A 20,052-nucleotide genomic window follows, 5' to 3' on the forward strand; every position below is an offset into this window, starting at 1 on the left:
TCCTCGTTATTTTGCGGCCGATACGGCCGGATGATCTAAGTATGTGACAGCGCTCAGGAATGGCTGGCGGCACGAATGGCGCGCGCCGCATTCTGCAGCGCCAGAAACGCGTCGTAACGCGTCTGGTGGATCTTCTGAAAAGCAGGATCGGGCGCAGCACAGCTGGCGATACGCGACATGGCGGGCATGGCGGCCATCAGGTCCGGATAGGTTCCGGCGGCAACGGCACCCAGCATGGCCGAACCGAGAAGCACCGGCTCCTCGCATTCCGTCAGTTCCACAGGAAGCCCCGCCGCGTCCGCCAGCAACTGCCGGGCAAGCGGGTGTGCACCCGCCCCGCCGCTGACGCTGATGGTTTCCACCGGCGCACCATTGCGGGCCTGTGTTTCGATGATCTGGCGAAGCCCGTAACCGAGGCCGAGAAGCCCCGCCACATACAGCGCGACGAGGGAATCCACGCCGGTCTCCATGCCATAACCGGCAATGACCGCGCGGGCATGGGGATCAGCGAAGGGCGCGCGATTGCCAAGGAATTCCGGCACCACATGAAAATCTTCGGCAAGCTTTGCCGCGACGGAAGCAGATGCGGCGAGACTGAGCGCACGGTCGGCAAGCCAGACCGGCAAGGCTTTGCCTTCCTTCCCGGCAAGCGCCTTCGCCTCGGCAAAGGCCGGGTGCAATTGCACGAGGTAGTCGATCGCCGCCCCGGCGGCGGACTGTCCGCCTTCATTGAGCCATGCACCTGGAACCATGGCGGAATAATAAGGACCCCAGACACCCGGCACGAAGGCGGGTTCGGTGGTGGTGGTCATGGTGCAGGACGAGGTGCCGAAGACATAACCGAGGCATCGCGAGGCATCGCCACCGGCAGCCACCGTGCCGACACCGCCGGCATGGGCATCGATCAGGCCCGCGGCAACGGCGGTGCCCGCGACCAACCCCATGGCCTTTGCGGCATCTTGCGTCAGGCCTGCACCGAGCGCGGTACCGGGATGCACGACGCTTTCACCGATGCGGCGAAAGCCCTGCTCGGCCAGATCGCCAAGCCCGATCTTGGTGAAATAGTCCGCATCCCAGCGGTTTTCATGGGCGAGATAGGTCCATTTGCAGGTGACCGTGCAGGCGGAACGATCAAGCGCGCCGGAAGCCTTCCATGTCAGAAAATCCGTCAGGTCGAAGAAGTGCTCGGCGCGGGCATAGACATCCGGTCGGTTTTCACGAAGCCACAAAAGCTTCGGAGTCTGCATTTCGGGAGAGATGCGGCCGCCGACATATTTCAGGACGGCATGCTCTCCAGAATTGATGCGCTCCGCCTGTTCAACGGCGCGGTGATCCATCCAGACGATGATATCGCGTTCGGGATGATCGGCAGCGCCGACCGGCAGGGTCTCGTCATCAGGTCCACGCACGACAAGTGAACAGGTGGCGTCGAAACCGATGCCGGCAACCGCGGCCGGATCGATGCCGGCGCGGGAAACGCTTTCGCGCACGCTGTCGCAGACGGCCTGCCACACTTCTGCGCTCGATTGTTCGGCAATGCCGCCATCCTCGCGATGCATGCTGATCGGGCGCTTGGCGGTGGCGAGAAGCTTGCCCGCGACATCGAAGACACCGGCCCGCGCCGAGCCGGTCCCGACATCGACGCCAACAAGATAGGAAGCCATTTGCGATACTCCTCGGAGCGGATCATCCGGTGCTTGAACAGGTTGAAGCGGCGGGACCGTTTCCGGTCTTTCCGCCGCTCCAGAGATTTTTAAACGCGGTCGAAGTTGGTCGGCAAGACCAGCATGTCGCGGATGGTGACGGTACGCTTGCGTGTCAGCATGTAAACGACGGCATCGGCCACTTCGCTCGCATCGATGAGGCTGCCGGATTCCTTGGCCTTGCGAAGGTTTTCCTCCGGCCAGTCGGCCAGAAGCGCCGAGACGACCGGACCGGGAGAGACCTGCGCGACGCGCACGCCGTGCGGGATCATCTGGCGACGCATGCCCTGCACGAAGCTGGTGATCGCCCATTTCGAACCCGAATAGACCGGCTCCCAATAGGTCGGGAAATGGCCGGCGATCGAGCAGGTGACGATGATATCACCGGTCTTGCGCGCCGACATATGCGGCACGACGGCCTGCACGTTCTTCATCACGGCATTGACGTTGAGGTTCAGCATCTTGTCGATGGCTTCGGGCGTCGTCTCGGTGAGAGAGCCGCCGATATAGGTGCCGGCGTTGCAATAGAGAATGTCGATATGGTCGACCTTCTTGAGGATTTCCGGGATCATCGCATTGCAGCTGTCGGCATCCAGCAGGTTCGTCACCTGCGGGATGGCGCGGTCGCCGAGCTTGGCGGCCAGATCATTCAAGGCTTTCTCGTTCCAGTCGACCATGACCACGGTTGCGCCCTGTTCCAAGAGCGCTTCCGTTGTGGCAAGCCCGATGCCGGATGCGGCGCCGGTGATGACCGCGATCTTGCCTTGCAGCGATTCAGACATTTAATTCTCCTGCGTTTATGAAGATGTTTCCGGGCCGGCTCAGCGCCATTCGCGCCCGATATAGATGGCCAGCAGAATGATGCCGCCTTTGATGACATCCTGCAGATAGGGGTTGATGCCCATCAGGTTGAGGCCGTTATTGAGGATGCCGAGCAGCACCGCGCCGATGAGCGTGCCGAGGATGAGACCCCTGCCGCCGGCAATCGCCGTACCGCCGAGAACGACGGCCGCAATGGCATCGAGTTCGAAGCCGACGCCGGCATTGGGCTGACCGCTCATCAGGCGGCCGGTCAGAATGAGGGCGGCGAAAGCTGCCGTGACGCCCGAGATGCCGTAGACCGCGAGCTTGACGCGCTGGGTCTTCACGCCCGAAAGACGCGCCGCCAGCTCGTTCCCGCCAAGTGCGTAGACGTGGCGACCAAAAGCCGTGCGCTGCAACAGCACCCAGGCGATGGCATAAATCACCACCATGATGACGACAGGTACGGGAACGACGCCGATACGGCCGACGCCGAACCACGAAATCCAGCTCGGAATGCCGCTGACCGGGTAACCGCCGGAATAGATGAGACCGAGACCGCGCGCCATGCCCATGGTGGCGAGCGTCACGATGATGGCGGGCATCTTGCCCCAGGCGACGAGCGCCCCGTTGAAGATGCCGATACCGAGACCGATGAACAGGCCGGCCGGCAAAGCAACCGCGGGCGACAGGCCGGTATTCACCATCAGGCCGGCCGACAGCGTGCCGATAAGCGCCATGACCGCACCGACCGACAGGTCGATGCCGCCGGTGAGGATGACGAAGGTCATGCCGACGGCGAGAATGCCGACGACGGACACCTGCCGCAGCACGTTCATGATGTTGTTGAGGCTGAAGAAATTGTCGCTCGCGAGCCCCATCAGGATGGATACGACAATCAGACCCGCCAGCGGCAGGGTAAGCGGCGAGCGCAGCATGGCACTGAGACTGAAACCGCCCGTTTTCACGGCGGTGCCGGTGTTTGCATCAAGCGACATGTTCAACTCTCCCGGTGGTGGCGTTTGTCATTATTGTTTCTGAATTGATGTCTTCGCCTTCGACCGTGGCGACGATGCCGCCGGAACGGAAGACGCAGACCCTGTCGGACATGCCGATCACTTCCGGCAGCTCCGAGGAGATCATGATGATCGAATGGCCCCTGGCGGCGAATTCGCGCATCAGAGCGTAGATTTCCGCCTTTGCGCCGACATCGATGCCGCGTGTCGGCTCGTCGAAGATCAGCACGCGCATGTCATGGTTCAGCCAGCGGGCGATGACGATCTTCTGCTGGTTGCCGCCGGACAGCGTGTCGACCCGGGCATATGGTCCCTGCGCCTTGACCAGCACCTGCGCCATGGCCTTCGTCGTATGTTCCAGTTCCTTTTTGAGATCGAGGAACCAGTGGGCCTTGCGGTATTTGCGATAATTGTTCAGCGAAATATTCTGCAGGATCGAGAAGCTGGTGATCAGCCCCTCTTCCTTGCGGCTTTCCGGAAGCAGGCCGATGCCACGCATCAGCGCATCATCGGGGCCCGATAAACGGATATCCACACCATCGAGCTTGATCTTGCGGCGCGAGGCGGAATGCGCGCCGAGCATGGCCAGCACCGTTTCCGTGCGACCCGAGCCGACGAGCCCGGCAAAGCCGAGGATTTCACCCTTGCGCAGCGCAAATCGCGAGACAGGGCCGCCCTTCTTCAATTGCAGCTCTTCCACTTCGATCACCTTTGCGGCGGAAGGATCGAGCTGCGGCTTCGGCGGGAAGCTGGCTTCGATGCGCCGGCCGACCATCATCTCCACCAGGCGGTCATTGTCGACCTCCGATGTCAGGCAGGAACCGATCAACTCGCCATCGCGAAGGACCGTGATGCGGTCGCAGATCTCGAATATTTCCTCGAGATGATGCGAAATGAAGATGATCGCCACACCCTGACGTCGCAGCTCGCGCATGACCTTGAACAGATGCTCTGTCTCGGACGGCGTGAGCGTCGCTGTCGGCTCGTCGAGCACGAGAATGCGGGCGTCGAGCGACAGCGCCTTGGCGATTTCGACGAATTGCTGCTGGGCAACCGAAAGACGATGCACCGGCACGTCGAGCGGCACATCCACGGCCAGACGGCCCATGATCTCGGCCGCGCGCTTGCGCATCGCACCCTTGTTCAAAAGGCGCAGCGGCCCGCGGATTTCGCGAGCAAGAAACATGTTTTCGCCGGCATTGAGATAGGGGATCAGGCTGAATTCCTGAAACACGATGCCGACGCCAGCGGCAATCGCCTCATCGTAATTGGCGAAGCGGCGATCCTTGCCGTCAATGCGGATCGTCCCTTCGGAGGGCTGCAAAATGCCGCACAGGATCTTCATCAAAGTCGACTTGCCGGCACCGTTCTCACCCAGAAGCGCATGCACCTCACCGGCGCGCGCCTCAAGGTCGACGCCGCGCAGGACTTCGATCTTGCCAAAGCTTTTTCTTATTCCATTCAGTTCCAGCATTTCACCCTCCTCAATGGTCGGGACTTAACCCCGCCCCCACACAAGGTGGGGACGGGACTGGGAGGAGATCTTACCAGCTGAACTCGCCGGCGTTTTTGCTGTCGACAACCATGACGTCGATCGGGACTTCCTTCGGCACGACGCGTGCGCCCCACTTCTGGGCAAGCGCCATGGCAAGACCGACACGCACCTGGTCACGCGGGAACTGCGCGGTGGTCTCGATGAAAGGACCGCCATCGGCAATCGCCTTCACTGCTTCCGGAGCACCGTCCACCGAGGTCAGCTTGATGTCCTTGCCGGAACCCTGGATCGCAGCGAGTGCACCCATCGCGCCGCCGTCGTTGACCGAGAAGATGCCGGCGAGGTTCGGACGCGACTGGATCATATTTTCAACGACACCGAGAGCAACGGAACGGTCCTGACGGCCGTTCTGCGTGTCAACAAGCTTGATCTCGGGGAATTCGGCAAGAGCCGCCTTGCAACCTTCGACGCGCTGCAGGATCGGAACGACCGGAATACCGTCGAGGATAGCAACCTCGCCCTTGCCGCCAAGCGCATCGCCGAGATATTTGCACGACTGATAACCTGCGTCGCGGTTCTTCGAACCGACGAAGGTGTCGACCGGGCCGTTGGCATTGGCGTCAACCGCAACGACAGTCACGCCGGCAGCCTTGGCAGCGTGAACGGCGGCTTCGATGCCGGCGCTGTCTGTCGGGTTGAGGAGCAGGATGTCGATCTTCTGCTGAAGCATGTCTTCAACGTCGGAAATCTGCTTTGCCACATCGTGGCCGGCGTCGGTGACGATGACGTCAGCGCCGATACTTGCGGCGGCTTCCTTCAGCGCTTCCTGCATCGATACGAAATAGGGGTTGTTCAGTTCCTGGAAGGTCATGCCGATCTTCAGCTTTTCCTGCGCCAGCGCCGGAGCGGCCATCATTGCAATTGCGGCTGTCGCCATCAGAAACTTGGATTTCATTTTCATCTCACTTTTCCTCCCGTTTGGAAAGTTGGGGCAACAGGTGCCCGTTTCCGGACAGCCCTCTGCCCGAATTCTAAAAAATCGGCGATGTGTCGCTGGTTTACTCCGCCATGACCGCTGCCTTCTGGGCCGCGAATACGGTTCGGAACCTCGACGGCGACATTCCCTTCAGTTTCAGGAAATGCCGGTTGAAATTCGAAAGATTGGAAAAGCCCACATCGTAGCAGACCTCCGCCACCTTTACGTCCTGATCCGCCAGCAGCATCTGGCAGGCGAGATCGATGCGCAGTTGATTGCGATACCGCACCAGCGTCGTGCCCGTATGGCGCTTGAAGGCGCGGGAAAAGGCGCTCGGGCTCTGACCCACCATGTCGGCGAGATCGATCTCCTCGACCTGTTCGGTCAGGTGCTGGCGCAGATGTGACAAAGCGCGGTTGATGCCGCTATCGCCAATGCCGGTCAGATCAAGCTCATAACTCAGGCTTGCAAGCACTTCTGAAGACGGCGCGTTGACCAGCAGATCGAGAATTTCCCAGAAAAGCGCGAGCCGCGTCAGCCCCTGCGCCTCGATCAACCGCAGGATCAGCGGGCGAACCCGGTCACTCGTCTCATCGTCGAAGAGAATGCCACGGCGGCTGCGATCCAGCAGTGCACGCACCACGTCCATTTCAGACATGGAGGCGCAGGCATCTTCGATAAAGCTCTCCGGAAACTGGATCACGAGGGAACGAGTCGGCACGATTTCGTCCGGCTCGATCTCGCTGATCCAGTTCTGGGGGAGATTGGGGCCGGTCATGATGAGCTGACCGGGGCTGAAGCGACCGACGAAATCACCTATGTAGAAGGTGCCCGACGTGGCGACGACCAGATGAATTTCGTATTCGGGATGATAATGCCAGCGCACGGTGCGGAACGGATAGCCATGCCGCCAGGCAGCGAAGGATTCGCCCTTGCGGATGTGCACCAGTTCCAGATCGGGCTGCATCATGGTTCCTCCCATCAGTCGCGTCCGCCGCATTTGCGGAACAGAGCCATTTCCTCTTTATGGCTCGTCCCAGGCGTTGATGAGGAGCATATGGCGTGCGGCCTCTGTGCTTCCACATCACGCCGAAGAAATTACCGATACTTTTTTGACTCTTTTTTGTCGGGAAATGAATAGTCGCCCGATGGGGCTGACCAAAAACGCGGCGATGTCACCGAATTTTCCGCTCAATTTGGCGTGATGCGCTCAAACAATGCGCAACCGGAAGCAATATCCGGTGAAATCTTGACGTGTGGCCTGCCTCCTGTCGGCAGGCCACACTCATACTTTTCCGCAAGATATCTGCCGCTCAATCATCAGCGGCAGGCTTCGTCCTTTATTGCGGCATCACGATCTGCAGTTTCACGTCCGTTTCCCGTGCTTCGACTGCACGGTCGAAACCGGCAATGCTGTCTTCGAAGGGAATGGTCGCGGAAATCAGCGGCTTCAGATCGACCTTGCCGGATGCGATGAGCGCAACCGCGCGGTCATAGACATTGGCGTAACGGAATACCGTTTCCACCCGCAGCTCCTTGGCCTGAAGGCCAACAATATCGACCGGAACCGGATCAACCGGCATGCCAACAAGCACGATAGCACCGCCCGGCCGTGCCAGCTTCGCCATGCCAAGCACGGCGGGTGCCGCGCCTGAGCATTCAAAAACGACGTCGCAGCCCCAGCCATCAGTAGCGGCTGCCACGGCGTCGGCAAGATTACGCTCGCGAATGTTGACAGTCTCGATACCGTCATAAGACGCGATAATGTCGAGCTTCGGCTGGGCGAGATCAGCAACGATGACCTTGGCGCAACCGCCGGCAAGGGCTGCCAAGGCAACCATCATGCCGATCGGGCCGGCGCCGGTGACAACGGCAATATCACCGGGCTGGATGCGCGCCCGAAGTGCCGCCTGCATGCCGATGGCGAAGGGCTCGACCATCGCCCCTTCGGCAAAGGAGACATTGTCCGGCAGCTTGTAGGTGAAGGCAGCGGGGTGAACGACTTCCGGCGTCAGGCAGCCATGGATCGGCGGCGTCGCCCAGAAGCGGACAGCCGGATCGACATTATAGATACCGAGTTTCGAGGCCCGCGATGTGGCATCGGGAATACCCGGCTCCATGCAGACACGGTCGCCCGCCTTCAGGTGGGTGACTTCGGAACCGGTTTCGATCACCGTTCCCGAAGCCTCGTGTCCGAGCACCATCGGCGCATTGACGACGAAATGGCCGATCTTGCCATGGGTATAATAATGAACGTCCGAGCCGCAGATGCCGACCGTGTGGGTGCGGATGCGCACATCCTTCGGTCCGAGTTCACCGGACCCGGCTCCACCGGGAATATCAAAATCCCTGAGCGAGAGCTTGCCTTTTTCTTCCAGCACCAGTGCCTTCATCTCATCCTCCGTGGTTTGCGATACGCCTGGCAGCGAATTCAATGAGCGTGATGGCGTGCAACATCGGCAAAAGTAAACAGAAATCCACCGGATCGTCCGGTTTTTCTTCGCCAGGGAAAAACTGTATCGAGACGCCCGCTATTTCTCATCACTGGCAGGATGTCACGGCCTTTCGGAAGCGGGACAGAGGGCATGATTCGTCTGCCGATACGGAGCGCCTTCCATCCCCGCGGGGCTTGCGGGCCGAGCCTCCCTAAAGCTTCTCGCCCGGCAATCGGCTCGCCTGTTTCACCCAGTCGGCGAACTGCGCTTCATCGAAATTGCCCTCATGGATATCGAGGTAACGAACCCTGGGATGCTTCGACGCGCCGGGCGGCAGGGGCTGCAAGGACGCGCCGTTGAGGAAGGTGACTTTGATATATCTGGTAAAACAGTGAAGGCTGAGAAACCAGACGTCGTCTTCCATGCCGTAAAAGGGTGAATTCCACTTCACTGCCTTGCGCACGCCCGGCACCAAGCTTTCGATCAACGCGTCGATACGGGCTCCGGCCGGGCTTTTCCAACCCGGCATGGCGGCGATATAAGCCTGCACCGGCGCATCACCATATCCCTTTGCAATCTGCGGATTACCGCCCGAAAGAAGTTTCGGTTCGGCGGCGGACGGCTTGGTCTCAGCTATTTCGGCAGCTTTACCCGGCCTCTTTTCAGCCATCGCGGTTCCTCCTGTTCTTTGGCGGCCTCCTGCCGCTTTCCAAAGCCCCGGTACGAACCTGCCATAAAAAGCGAACGCAGTAAAAAAACTATATTTTATCGGCCCTGCCCTGTCCTGCCCTCGGAGCCGCATTTATCCAGGAAACGCGATCTGCCGGCATGGTACGGTGCGCCAGTCACCCGGCTGGCCCACCGTTAAAGCTGAAAAAAGCGGGGCCTGTTTTAGCCTATACGTTGTCTCAGGCACGCAGGGCAGCGGCTGGAGACTGGCGATAGGCGAGCAGCGCCGGTATCGCCGCAAGAACAGCGGCAAAGCCCAGCAGGAAGAGCGCAAGACGCAGATCCTCCCCGGTGAACCCCACCGGCAGGATCACGCCGCTTTTTGCCGTGAAGAGCTGCGCGCCGAGATGGGCCGCGCCCAATCCCAGCAGAAAACCGATGCCGACACCGAGTGCCACCAGAAAGAAAAGCTCCAGCCAGACGATGACGAAAACCGAGCCGCGCGGCGCGCCGAATGCGCGCAATGCGCCGATCTGCCGACGCCGTTGCCCGACATGGATCACCGTGACCAGCATCAGCGCCGCCGCCACCAACCCCTGCGAACCGGCGGCGACCGCGCCCAGCACCATCTTGGCGTCGCCCAGCGTTGCATAAAGGCCGGTCAGCACCTCACCCGGAAACACACCGAGCGTATTGCCGCTGCGATATTCCTGTCGCAGGCGATAGGCATCGGCAATCGTTTTCGGCTTGACGAGAATGGCCGGCAGGCCGGGCAGGCCATCGCCAAAATTTTCGACGATCGGGGCATCGGGATCGATGCCGCCATGATGATCGGACTCCATATGCGCCGACGTTGCGGGGCCGAGGGCCAGGGCATGCTTTTGCACCTGCGAGGCCGCAAGCTGAACGGAAGCTTCGGCCTGGCCGCCCCCGCTTTCGGCATGGGTGTCACCGTCCTCACGGCGCTCCCCATTTTCATCGGCGTGATCGTGCCCCTCCCCGTGCTGATGCTCGTCGGCATGCGCATCCGCATCGCCCACGCCATGCCCTTCCTCGTGGTCGTGCCCATGGTGCTCACCGAGACCATGGACATGCCAGACGGCCTGGATCGGCACCAGGATGGCGCGATCCCAGGGCGTACCGGTCGGCTGCAACTTGCCGACAACCTTATAGGCGATCTCGGTATGGGTATGGCCGCCGGTCTCGGCGGTGCCATGCATCGGCTTGATCTCCGCGCCGACGGACAGATTAACGGCAGCGCCAAGGACGGCTTCGCCTTCCAGCGTGAAGATTTTGCCCTCGGCAAAACCGGGCGTCGTATTGCTGACGAGGCTCGTCGTCGTACCGACGATGGGGTAACCGGCGAAGGAATCGCCAAACCCGACCGGGGCAGCCCAGGCAACGCGCGGATCGGCGGCAAGTCTGGTGAGGACGGCGCCATCCACGAGTGGCAGGGGCGCTGCCTGGAGGAAGATGGACGAGAGAACCAGCTGGGTTTCGCTGCCGGCCGCGCCGATGACGAGATCGAACTTATCGGCTGCGCGGGCACTGCCGAGACGCAGCGACCGTTCCTGCAGCGTGACCGCCACGCCGAGCGCCGTGGCCAGCGCAACAAGCAGAACCACAACGGCCCCGCCCAGCCAAAGGCGGCGCAGGTCGGCGAGGATGAAGCCGATCATGCCGCGATCTCCTTGCGTTCGCTATCGGCGACGATACGGCCTCCGCTGAGGGTCAGACGCCTGTCGAGACGGCCGATCAGATGCTGGTCGTGGCTGGCGACGATCAGCGTGCTGCCAGTGCTGGCGGCGACGGATAAAAGCAGGTCGCCGACAGCCTCGCCGCTTTCGAGATCGAGGCTTGCGGTCGGTTCGTCGGCGATGATGACGCCGGGGCTGCGCAGCAGCGCACGGGCAATGGCGACACGCTGCATTTCACCCCGCGACATGGTCTCAACATGCTGCTCCGGCCGTTTGAGGCCAACGGTCGCAAACAGGGATTGGGCGCGTTTCATGAGGTCCGCATCTGCCACACGCGACAGGCGGGCGGGCAGCAGGATATTATCCAGCGCGGACAGGCCGGGAAAAAGATGAAATTCCTGCATGACGAGGCCGATATTGGCGGCCCGCCAACGGTCACGGCGACCCTCCGACAAGTCAGCGATATTCTGCTCGCCCCAGACGACGCGGCCGGCCTGCACGCGCTCGAGACCGGCGATGATGTTGATAAGAGTACTCTTTCCCGAGCCGGAGCCGCCCGTCAGCGCAACACGGCTGCCGGCGGCGATGTGTAGATGGTCGAGAACGAGAACCGGCGCCGCAAGCCCCGGAAAGGACACGGCAAGATGATCTATCTTCAGGGACAGCATGGTCTCAAACCGTCGCGTATTCTGCCTGGCGAATGCGCAGCAGGCTGACGAATCCGGTCTCGGGATCGGTCCACGAGCCCGTTTCCAGCGTGCCGCGCACTTCGATCGTCTGGCTGGGCTGGGTAAAGGTCTGTTTTTCGCCGAGGTAAACAACGACGATATTGTCCGGCCAGTCCGCATCCGTGGAGCAGAACGGGCAGATCGACATGGGTATTTCAGTCAGCACGAAAAACTGCGCTTCGGCCTTCAGCGGCGGCGCCATGAAACCGCGCATGGCGATTTCCTTGCCGTTCAGCTGTTTGACCTTTTCGGAAAATTCCAGTCCGAGGACGCTGACCTTGCCGTAGAGTTCGTCAAAGGTGAGGTCGCTTGTCGCCTGCGCGCGCGTGCCGGCGGCCAGCAGCGGCAGGCCGGCAATGAGACCCAATGTCTGGCGGCGGTTGAACCGCGCCTGATCAGGCTTGCCCATGACCATTCTCCTTTTTGAAAGGTCTTTCATCACCAGCCGCGTGGACCGGCAATGCAAGACCGGAAGTGACGGCAAGGGCACGCCATGGCCCATGGCGGCGCGCCCTTACCCGGTTCAGATCTTAGTTGGTCTGCTTTGCGCCGAGTGCGAAGGCTTCAGCGAGACCCCTGTAAACGTCACTCTGTTCCATATAGCCGCGGAAACCTTCAGCGCCGGGGCCTTCGGCCTGCAGCACGACGTCATCCACCGCATGGACGCCGCTATCCGAGCTTTTCGGAATGATGCCGGATACGAAGACAGCACCGGGAACGTCCTTGTACTGCTCGTTGGCGACATATTCCTTCTTCTCGTTCTGCACGGCCGGCGTGAACGGACCGTCAAGCTTCGGACGGAAGGTTTCGTAATGGTCCGGGCCGTTATTGGCGTTCAGGAACAGGCGACGCGAAACATCCACCCTGTCCGGATAACCGTCACCGTTCTTGTCTTCGTAGTTCGGGAAGCCGGCTTCGGCATAGGTGCCGACCTTTTCCCGCATTTCGGTGCCCGGCTTGTCGTCATCAACGGTGCCGATGATGGAAACGCCATGCGTGTGGTCACCGGTGACGATGATCAGCGTATCGGGGTTCTTCGCTGCAAATTCGCGGGCAATGCCGATGGTCTTGTCGAATTCGATCGTGTCGACGACAGCGCGATCCCAGTCCAGCGGATGGGACATCTTGTCGACATTGGCGGCTTCAACCATCAGGAAGAAACCTTCCGGGTTCTTCGACAGATTGTCGAGCGCAACCTTGGTCATTTCGACGAGGCCCGGCTGGTCCGGGAACTTGGCCGTGGTGCCCTTTTTCAGGAACTCGCGGTCGAGCGCGGTATCCATGTTGCCGGTGTGGAACAGGCCGAGAATCTTGCCGGTATTGGTGCCGGCAGCCGTTGCGAGTTCGGCCTTGCTGGTCGCGAGCGTATAGCCAGCTTCCTTGAACAGGGCGATATAGTCCTTGTCGTCCTTGCGCTTGGAGCCGGCCGTGGCCTGCGGCAGGAAGTAGGCGGAACCGCCGCCGAGAAGCACATCCGGCTTCACATCGAACAGCATGCCATTGATTTCGGCCTTGTCGCCACGTTTGCGGGTGTGGGAAACGACGGCAGCCGGGGTCGCATCCTGCACTTCGGCGGTGGAGATGATGCCGATCGACTTCTTCGTCTGGCGGCGCAGGGCTTCGGCCAAGGTTTCCACCTTCGGATCGTCAAGCGAGGCCGGGGTGCGGTCGGCATAAACGCCGATGGCGTTCACGGCGGTCTTGTGACCGGTCATGTAAGCCGACATGGTGTTGGCGCTGTCGGTGGCGACGGCATCGGTGGCGGAGGTGCCGATGAAGGCGACCGGCGGCACGTCATCCATGTTGAGACGGCCATTGGCCTTACCCTCGGTCATGCCCTTGGACATGATGCGGGCGGCCGTGCGATGGGCGACGGAAAGGCCGTCGGCGATCAGGAAGATGACGTTCTTGGCCTTTGCCTGGGCAGGCGTGCCATAAACGGTCCAGGTGACATTCTTGGTTTCGGCACCGGCCGAAACCTCGACCTTGTAGTCACCGGCATTGGCGATCGAAACGCCGCGCAGGATGACGGCCGAACCGAGCACCTTGTCCTTGTTCTTTTCCTCGGCGACGAATTCCGCGTCCTTGCCGAGAGCAGCCTTGTAATCCTGGCCATTGACGGTGATCTTGACGTCTTCCGGCTTCACGACGGAAGCGAACTCGACTTTGAAATCGAACGGCGAACCGGTCAGGATCGTAGCACGATCAAGCGGATAAACCTCGGCAGCCTGAACGGCGCCGGCAAGAACGGTCGTGGCGACCAAAGCAGCAACGATTTTGCGCATATTCCCCTCTCGAGACGTGTGAAAACCACACCCCCTCCTAGACCCGCCACATGACAGTTGCATGACTTGCAACCCACCATATCGGGCGTTGCGGGAAATTCGCAGAGCCTTGTAAGGCTGCGGCTCAGTCTTTCTTGATCCGCAACCCTTCCAGAAAAGTCCGGAAACTGTCCACAGCCCGTTTCGAGGTCGTCTCCGGGTCGTCGGAATTCGCGATCCATTGGGCGGCACTGCTGCTCGCCGCATTGATGAAACGGGCGCATGCCTCCGGATCGATATCGCCTATGGTGCCCTCTTCCTTCAGCGCGCTGAGGCTGCGCGCAACGGCTGAGATACAGCCATTGGCATTTGGCCAGCGGGATGGATCGCCGAGAACCGCCGGCCCGTCGCGAAACATGATCCGCTGGATTTCGGGTTCCAGAGCCATGCGCACATAACCGAGATTTTCCTCGACAAAACCCTGCCACCGGGTCTCGGCCCTTGAGGAGATGTCACAGAGCCTTTTCGTCATCTCCGCGTCGATTTCGGCCACAACGGCCATCAGCAGACCCTTTTTATCGCCAAAGTGATGATAGAGCGCGCCGCGGGTGAGACCTGCCCCGGCGGTGAAGTCGTCCATCGATGCTTCCGCGTAACCGATGCTGCCAAAGGCCTCACGGCCGGCAGCCAGAAGCTTCGCCCGCGTCTCGGCAATCATTTCACTGCGAGGTTTACGCAATTTTTTCTCCAATCTTCGCATACGACGCGTATATTAGTTGACATACGCTCCGTATGCAATTATCTCATTCACATACGCCACGTATGTATGTGGTGGACACCCTCTGAACAAGGTGCATCCCGATGTCTAATCCATACAGAGAAATTTTCCGCGCTCCAGGTGCAAAAGGCTTTTCCGCCGCCGGCTTCTTCGCCCGCCTTCCCATCGCCATGGCCCCGATCGGCATCGTCGCCATGCTGTCACAGACCCATGGGGAATATTGGCTGGCCGGCGCCGTCTCCGCCACCTTCGCCTTGACCAACGCCGCGGCATCGCCGCAAATCTCCCGGCTGGTGGATCGCAAGGGGCAGAGCCGCATCCTCATCCCTGCCACCATCGTCTCGGTCATCGCCTTTGCGGCGCTGATTATCGCGACACATCAGAGGTGGCCGGCCTGGACGCTCTTCCTTTCGGCCTTCCTCGCCGCCGCCATGCCCAGCATTCCCGCCATGATGCGCGCACGCTGGACGGAAATCTTCCGCGACCGGCCGGAACTCAACACGGCTTTCGCCTTTGAATCCGCCGCCGACGAACTTGTCTATATCGCCGGCGCCTCGCTTTCCGTCGGCCTTGCGGTTTCCCTCTTTCCGGAGGCCGGCATGATGATCAGCACCGCCTTCCTGGCGCTCGGCACCTTTGCCTTCCTGCTGCAACGTTCGACCGAACCGAAGGTGCGGCCGGTTGAAAGCGGACACCGGCAGCGTTCGGCCATCTCCCTGCGCCCGGTCCAGATCATCACGCTCGCCCTGATCTTTGTCGGCTCGACTTTCGCCACGGCCGAAGTGAGCGCCGTCGCAATCACCAAACAACTCGGTCAGCCGGAAACCGCGAGCCTCGTCATCGGCGTTTATGCCGTCGGTTCCTTCGTGGTCGGCCTCATTCTCGGCGCGATCAACCCGAAAATGCCGTTGCAACGCCAACTGCTGATCGCCGTCAGCGTGCTTGCACTCACCACGCTGCCGCTCCTCGTCGCCAATACCAGCGTTGCCCTGCTCGCCTTTGCCGTCTTCCTCAGCGGCATTGCCATCTCGCCGATCTTCATCACCTCATTCGGCCTGATCGAGCGCCGCGTGCCGGAATCGATGCTGACGGAGGGTGTCACCTGGGTCATGACCGGCATCGGTATCGGCATGGCGTTCGGTGCCTTCGTCTCCGGCTGGGTGATCGACAATTTCGGCCCCAACAATGGCTTCTGGGTGTCGGTCGTCGCGAGCCTCTCGACAGTCGCCATCATCGGTCTCGGTCAGCGCAGCCTTTCCGGCGACCGCGAGCGCGCCGACACGGCGGCCGCAGCGCAACCCGCCGAATAACAGCCGTTAATCGCTGGCGGTCACGTCAGCCCATGCGCTCGGAGACATGCTCTCCGGGCGATGCGGGGAAGACGACCGTCTTGTTTCCGTTCAGGAAGACCCGGTGGTGAATATGGGCGTGGATGGCGCGGGCCAGAACCTGGCTTTCCACGTCCCGCCCCAGGCTCACATAATCCATCGCGCTCTGGGCGTGGGTCACGCGGATCGTATCCTGCTCGATGATCGGCCCTTCATCGAGATCGGCGGTGACGTAATGAGCGGTCGCCCCGATCAGCCGTACGCCACGTTCATAGGCCTGCTTATAGGGATTTGCACCCTTGAAAGACGGCAGGAAGGAATGGTGGATGTTGATGATGCGGCCCGACATTTCCTGACACAGACGGTCCGACAGGACCTGCATGTAGCGCGCTAGCACGACGAGTTCCGCCCCGTTATCCTGCACCACCTGCAGGATCGCGGCTTCCGCCTCGGGCTTCGTTTCCGGCGTGACGCGGATGTGGTGAAAGGGAATATCCTCATTCACCACCTGCTTCTGGTAATCGAGGTGATTGGAGATCACCGCGACGATCTCGACCGGCAACGCGCCGATGCGGGAGCGATAGAGCAGATCGTTCAGGCAATGGCCGAAGCGCGAGACCATGATCACGACCTTCGTCTTTCGCGAAAGGTCGTGAATGTCATATTCCATATCGAAATCGGCCGCGACGGGACCAAACCCGTCACGCAGCGCATCACGGCCCGCCCCCTGCTCGGAAACGAAGCTCAACCGCATGAAGAAGCGGCCCGTCTCCTGGTCTGTGAATTGCGAACTGTCGTTGATGTTGCAGCCGGACCGGGCAAGATAACCGGATACGGCGGCGACGATGCCGCTACGCGCCGGGCACGCGACTTTCATGATATAGGTGGTCAAATCCTGCTCCCCCTTGATGGATCAGCACTCGGGCAGATTGACGGCGATGCCGCCCTGCGAGGTTTCCTTGTATTTCACATGCATGTCGCGGCCGGTCTCGCGCATCACGGTGATGCAATTGTCGAGCGGCATGAAATGGGTGCCGTCGCCGCGCAGCGAAAGGCTGGCCGCAGAGACGGCCTTGATCGCACCGAGCGCGTTGCGTTCGATGCAGGGAACCTGAACCAGCCCCGCCGCCGGATCGCAGGTCATGCCGAGATGATGCTCCAGCGCGATTTCGGCGGCATTTTCCACCTGCGCGTTGCTGCCGCCCAGAACCGCGCAAAGCCCAGCCGCCGCCATGGCCGCCGCCGAACCGACTTCACCCTGGCAGCCAACTTCCGCCCCCGAGATCGAGGCATTGTGCTTGATCAGACCGCCGATTGCCGCCGCCACAAGCAGAAGATCGCGAATGCCTTCCCGGTGTGCACCAACGCAATGGTCGAGATAATAGCGTGCCACCGCCGGCACCACGCCCGCCGCGCCATTGGTGGGTGAGGTGACCACGCGGCCACCGGCGGCGTTTTCTTCATTCACCGCCATGGCGTAGACGCTCATCCAGTCATTGGCCTGATGCGGCTGGGTAAGATTGAGCCCGCGTTCCGATTGCAATTGCGCGTGGATCGCCTTGGCCCGGCGTTTCACCTTCAGTCCGCCGGGCAAAATGCCCTCCTGCGTCAAGCCGCGCTCGATGCAGCTTTCCATGATCTCCCAGACACGGTCCAGCCGCGCATTCAGTTCCGATCCGTAAACAACCTCCTCATTCGCCCGCTTCATCTGGGCGATGGTCTTGCCGGATGCGCGGCCCATGCGCAGCATTTCCGCCGCCGTGCTGAAGGGATAAGGCACCGGATGCTGCTTGCCGGCACCCGCTCCCCCGGCCGACCTTTGCAGCTCGGTTTCGGTGACGACGAAGCCGCCGCCGATCGAATAATAAACCTCCCGGTGATAGGTGTTCCCCTGGCGGTCGCAGGCGCTGAGGATCAGCCCGTTGGCATGGCCGGGAAGCGGCGGGCCATAATCGAAGACCAGATCCTTGTCGGGATCGAACCGTAGCGCCGGCAGCCCCTCGGGCCGGACGAAACCGGTGCTGCGCACCTCCGCCTCGATCTCTTCAACGCGGTCGGGATCGAGCGTATCCGGCTTCAAACCACACAGGCCGAGGATGACGGCGCGATCCGTCGCATGGCCCTTGCCGGTGAAGGCGAGCGAACCGTGCAGGCTCGCCCGCAGACCGAACAGGTCTCCCGCCCCCGGGATCTTGTCGCCGCCGCGCAGATCGTCAAGAAACCGCGCGGCCGCGACCATGGGCCCCATCGTATGAGAGGACGATGGGCCGATGCCGATCTTGAATATATCGAAGACCGACAGGAACATTTACGAACCGTAGATCGGGAAGGCGTCGCAAAGTGCGGCAACCTGCGCCCGCACCTCGGCCTCCACGGCGCTGTCGCCTTCGGCATTCACCGAAAGCGCATCGATGACGCGCAGGATCAGCGCGCCGATCTGCTCGAATTCGGCGACGCCGAAACCGCGCGTGGTGCCGGCCGAGCTGCCGAGCCGAATACCCGAGGTGACGAAGGGCTTTTCCGGGTCATTGGGAATGGCGTTCTTGTTGCAGGTGAGACCCGCCCGTTCCAGGGCGATTTCGGCAATCTTGCCGGTCACGCCTTTCGGGCGCAGATCGACCAGCACCATATGGCTGTCGGTTCCGCCCGAGACGATGCCGAGACCACCTTCCGTCAGCACTTTCGCCAGTGCCTGTGCATTGGCGATGACCTGACCGGCGTAATCGGAAAATTCCGGGCGCAGCGCCTCGCCGAAAGCCACGGCCTTCGCGGCGATGACATGCATCAGCGGGCCGCCCTGGTTGCCGGGGAAGACGGCCGAGTTCAGCTTCTTGGCGAGATCGGCATCGTTGGTGAGGATCACGCCGCCGCGTGGGCCGCGCAGCGTCTTGTGGGTGGTCGAGGTGACGACATGGGCATGCGGCACCGGGTTCGGATATTTGCCGCCGGCAATCAGGCCGGCATAATGGGCCATGTCAACCATCAGATAGGCACCGACTTCATCGGCGATCTCACGGAAACCGGCAAAATCGATCTGGCGCGGATAGGCCGATGCGCCCGCGACGATCAGCTTCGGCTTCGTTTCCAGCGCCCGTGCGCGCACCTTTTTCATGTCGATCAGGTGCGTATCGGCATCGACCTCATAAGAAACGACGTCGAACCATTTGCCCGACATCGTGACCGGCGAACCGTGTGTCAGATGGCCGCCATGGGCAAGCGACATGCCCATGATCCGGTCGCCCGGCTGCAGCAGCGCCAGAAACACTGCCTGATTGGCCTGCGCGCCGGAATGCGGCTGCACATTGGCAAATTCCGCGCCGAAAAGCTGCTTCAGCCGGTCGATGGCGACCTGTTCGACCTTGTCGACGAATTCGCAGCCGCCGTAATAGCGCTTGCCGGGATAGCCTTCGGCATATTTGTTGGTCAGCACCGAGCCCTGTGCCGCCAGAACATCGGCGGAAACGATGTTTTCCGAGGCGATCAGCTCGATCTGCGTCTTCTGGCGATCGAGTTCCTCGGCGATGGCGTCGGCGATCACCGTGTCCGAGACGGTATTGTGTGACAGACGGTTGAGCATTGTTTTCTCCTCTGAGAATCAGGCGATGTCCGCCGCAAGTTCCTTGCAGCCGGTTTCAAGCAGATGGCCAAGATGCGATACGAAACTGTTCCAGATATCCATGCGGAAACGGTTTTCCGCATCGCGCCAGAGCACGACGCTGACGCCGTCAAAAATCGTCCGGCGCCCCTCGCCCACCGCAATGGTGTCGATGTCGCGGGCGCAGCCAAGCGTCAGCAGTTCGGCGGCCTGCGGGCCTTCGATCAGAAGTGTCACCTCGCGTCCGGAAATATCGACGAGGCTATGCGGATGGCTCGCATAAACGCCCGCGCAGGCGGCGATCAGCCGGTCGATCTCGCCAACTGGAGTAAGGATGGTCCACTCATCGGGACCGAGCCGCAGCACCTCGGTTTCACCGGAAGCGGCGCGGGCACCGATGCGGTCGGGCAAGGTGAGACCAAGGGCGGCGTTGAGCGCCGCCAGATCGCCGCGTGTGCGCAGCGACAGCCGCGCCTGTGTCGGCAGAATGGTGACCCGGGCTGCTTTGCTCTCGGCCAGCGTGCCGGCAACGGGGGAGGAAACGCGCATGTTCATTGTCATCTCCGG

The 20,052-nt window shown here is 61.4% G+C and carries 18 protein-coding genes; 1 reads left to right on the plus strand and 17 read right to left on the minus strand.

Annotated elements, in window-relative coordinates; genetic code table 11:
• Window positions 1-53: 53 nt before the first annotated feature.
• The 13 genes from QD336_RS16575 to QD336_RS16635 form a co-directional block, all read right to left on the minus strand.
• Window positions 54-1,664 carry an FGGY-family carbohydrate kinase gene (locus tag QD336_RS16575; RefSeq protein WP_269345093.1) on the minus strand — a complete coding sequence of 537 codons (1,611 nt, stop codon included), beginning with the start codon at window positions 1,662-1,664 and terminating at the stop codon, window positions 54-56.
• Window positions 1,665-1,753: 89 nt separating this feature from the next.
• The gene (locus tag QD336_RS16580; protein ID WP_499171400.1) at window positions 1,754-2,485 is read right to left on the minus strand and encodes an SDR family oxidoreductase; all 732 of its coding nucleotides are present in this window, start codon (window positions 2,483-2,485) and stop codon (window positions 1,754-1,756) included.
• A gap of 39 nt (window positions 2,486-2,524) precedes the next feature.
• A complete protein-coding gene (locus tag QD336_RS16585; RefSeq protein ID WP_269345090.1) occupies window positions 2,525-3,502 on the minus strand; it encodes an ABC transporter permease in 978 nt (325 codons plus the stop codon).
• Window positions 3,492-4,994, minus strand: a complete 1,503-nt coding sequence (locus QD336_RS16590; RefSeq protein WP_499171401.1) for a sugar ABC transporter ATP-binding protein — start codon at window positions 4,992-4,994, stop codon at window positions 3,492-3,494. Before QD336_RS16590 ends, QD336_RS16585 begins: the two co-directional genes overlap by 11 nt.
• Before the next feature lie 70 nt (window positions 4,995-5,064).
• Window positions 5,065-5,976, minus strand: coding sequence for an ABC transporter substrate-binding protein (locus QD336_RS16595; protein WP_269345088.1), 912 nt, complete (start codon window positions 5,974-5,976; stop codon window positions 5,065-5,067).
• Between the two features lie 97 nt (window positions 5,977-6,073).
• Complete coding sequence (locus QD336_RS16600) at window positions 6,074-6,958, minus strand: helix-turn-helix domain-containing protein (RefSeq protein ID WP_269345149.1); 885 nt, start codon at window positions 6,956-6,958, stop codon at window positions 6,074-6,076.
• A gap of 373 nt (window positions 6,959-7,331) precedes the next feature.
• Window positions 7,332-8,384 carry an NAD(P)-dependent alcohol dehydrogenase gene (locus tag QD336_RS16605; protein ID WP_269345087.1) on the minus strand — a complete coding sequence of 351 codons (1,053 nt, stop codon included), beginning with the start codon at window positions 8,382-8,384 and terminating at the stop codon, window positions 7,332-7,334.
• A gap of 253 nt (window positions 8,385-8,637) precedes the next feature.
• Window positions 8,638-9,096 carry a DUF1801 domain-containing protein gene (locus tag QD336_RS16610; protein WP_269345084.1) on the minus strand — a complete coding sequence of 153 codons (459 nt, stop codon included), beginning with the start codon at window positions 9,094-9,096 and terminating at the stop codon, window positions 8,638-8,640.
• 238 nt (window positions 9,097-9,334) lie between these two features.
• Window positions 9,335-10,774 (minus strand): ABC transporter permease, encoded by a 1,440-nt coding sequence (locus tag QD336_RS16615; protein WP_269345083.1) that lies wholly within the window; start codon window positions 10,772-10,774, stop codon window positions 9,335-9,337.
• Window positions 10,771-11,460: an ABC transporter ATP-binding protein gene (locus QD336_RS16620; protein ID WP_269345082.1), complete on the minus strand. Its 690-nt coding sequence runs from the start codon at window positions 11,458-11,460 to the stop codon at window positions 10,771-10,773. The genes QD336_RS16615 and QD336_RS16620 overlap by 4 nt, the downstream gene beginning before the upstream one ends.
• 4 nt (window positions 11,461-11,464) lie before the next feature.
• A complete protein-coding gene (locus tag QD336_RS16625) occupies window positions 11,465-11,929 on the minus strand; it encodes a hypothetical protein (RefSeq protein ID WP_269345080.1) in 465 nt (154 codons plus the stop codon).
• A 121-nt stretch (window positions 11,930-12,050) separates the two neighbouring features.
• The gene (locus QD336_RS16630; RefSeq protein WP_269345078.1) at window positions 12,051-13,805 is read right to left on the minus strand and encodes an alkaline phosphatase; all 1,755 of its coding nucleotides are present in this window, start codon (window positions 13,803-13,805) and stop codon (window positions 12,051-12,053) included.
• Window positions 13,806-13,929: 124 nt separating this feature from the next.
• Window positions 13,930-14,523 carry a TetR/AcrR family transcriptional regulator gene (locus QD336_RS16635; RefSeq protein ID WP_269345076.1) on the minus strand — a complete coding sequence of 198 codons (594 nt, stop codon included), beginning with the start codon at window positions 14,521-14,523 and terminating at the stop codon, window positions 13,930-13,932.
• 122 nt (window positions 14,524-14,645) lie between these two features.
• On the opposite strand from QD336_RS16635, the gene QD336_RS16640 reads away from it, so the two are divergent.
• Complete coding sequence (locus tag QD336_RS16640; RefSeq protein WP_269345074.1) at window positions 14,646-15,872, plus strand: MFS transporter; 1,227 nt, start codon at window positions 14,646-14,648, stop codon at window positions 15,870-15,872.
• Between the two features lie 25 nt (window positions 15,873-15,897).
• Here QD336_RS16640 and purU read toward each other — a convergent pair whose 3' ends face one another.
• From purU to soxG, 4 genes are read right to left on the minus strand one after another with little or no spacing between them, the layout of a single operon-like run.
• Entirely contained in the window at window positions 15,898-16,782 is an 885-nt protein-coding gene (purU, locus tag QD336_RS16645) for a formyltetrahydrofolate deformylase (protein ID WP_269345072.1), read from the minus strand.
• Window positions 16,783-16,803: 21 nt separating this feature from the next.
• The gene (locus QD336_RS16650; protein ID WP_499171403.1) at window positions 16,804-18,198 is read right to left on the minus strand and encodes an L-serine ammonia-lyase; all 1,395 of its coding nucleotides are present in this window, start codon (window positions 18,196-18,198) and stop codon (window positions 16,804-16,806) included.
• Complete coding sequence (gene glyA, locus QD336_RS16655) at window positions 18,199-19,467, minus strand: serine hydroxymethyltransferase (RefSeq protein ID WP_269345069.1); 1,269 nt, start codon at window positions 19,465-19,467, stop codon at window positions 18,199-18,201.
• Window positions 19,468-19,485: 18 nt separating this feature from the next.
• On the minus strand, window positions 19,486-20,040 hold the full coding sequence (gene soxG / locus QD336_RS16660; RefSeq protein ID WP_499171404.1) for a sarcosine oxidase subunit gamma family protein: 555 nt from the start codon (window positions 20,038-20,040) through the stop codon (window positions 19,486-19,488).
• Window positions 20,041-20,052: the final 12 nt, after the last annotated feature.

Source organism: Rhizobium sp. BR 250, from assembly GCF_047445855.1.
Taxonomy (GTDB): Bacteria; Pseudomonadota; Alphaproteobacteria; order Rhizobiales; family Rhizobiaceae; genus Agrobacterium; species Agrobacterium tumefaciens_I.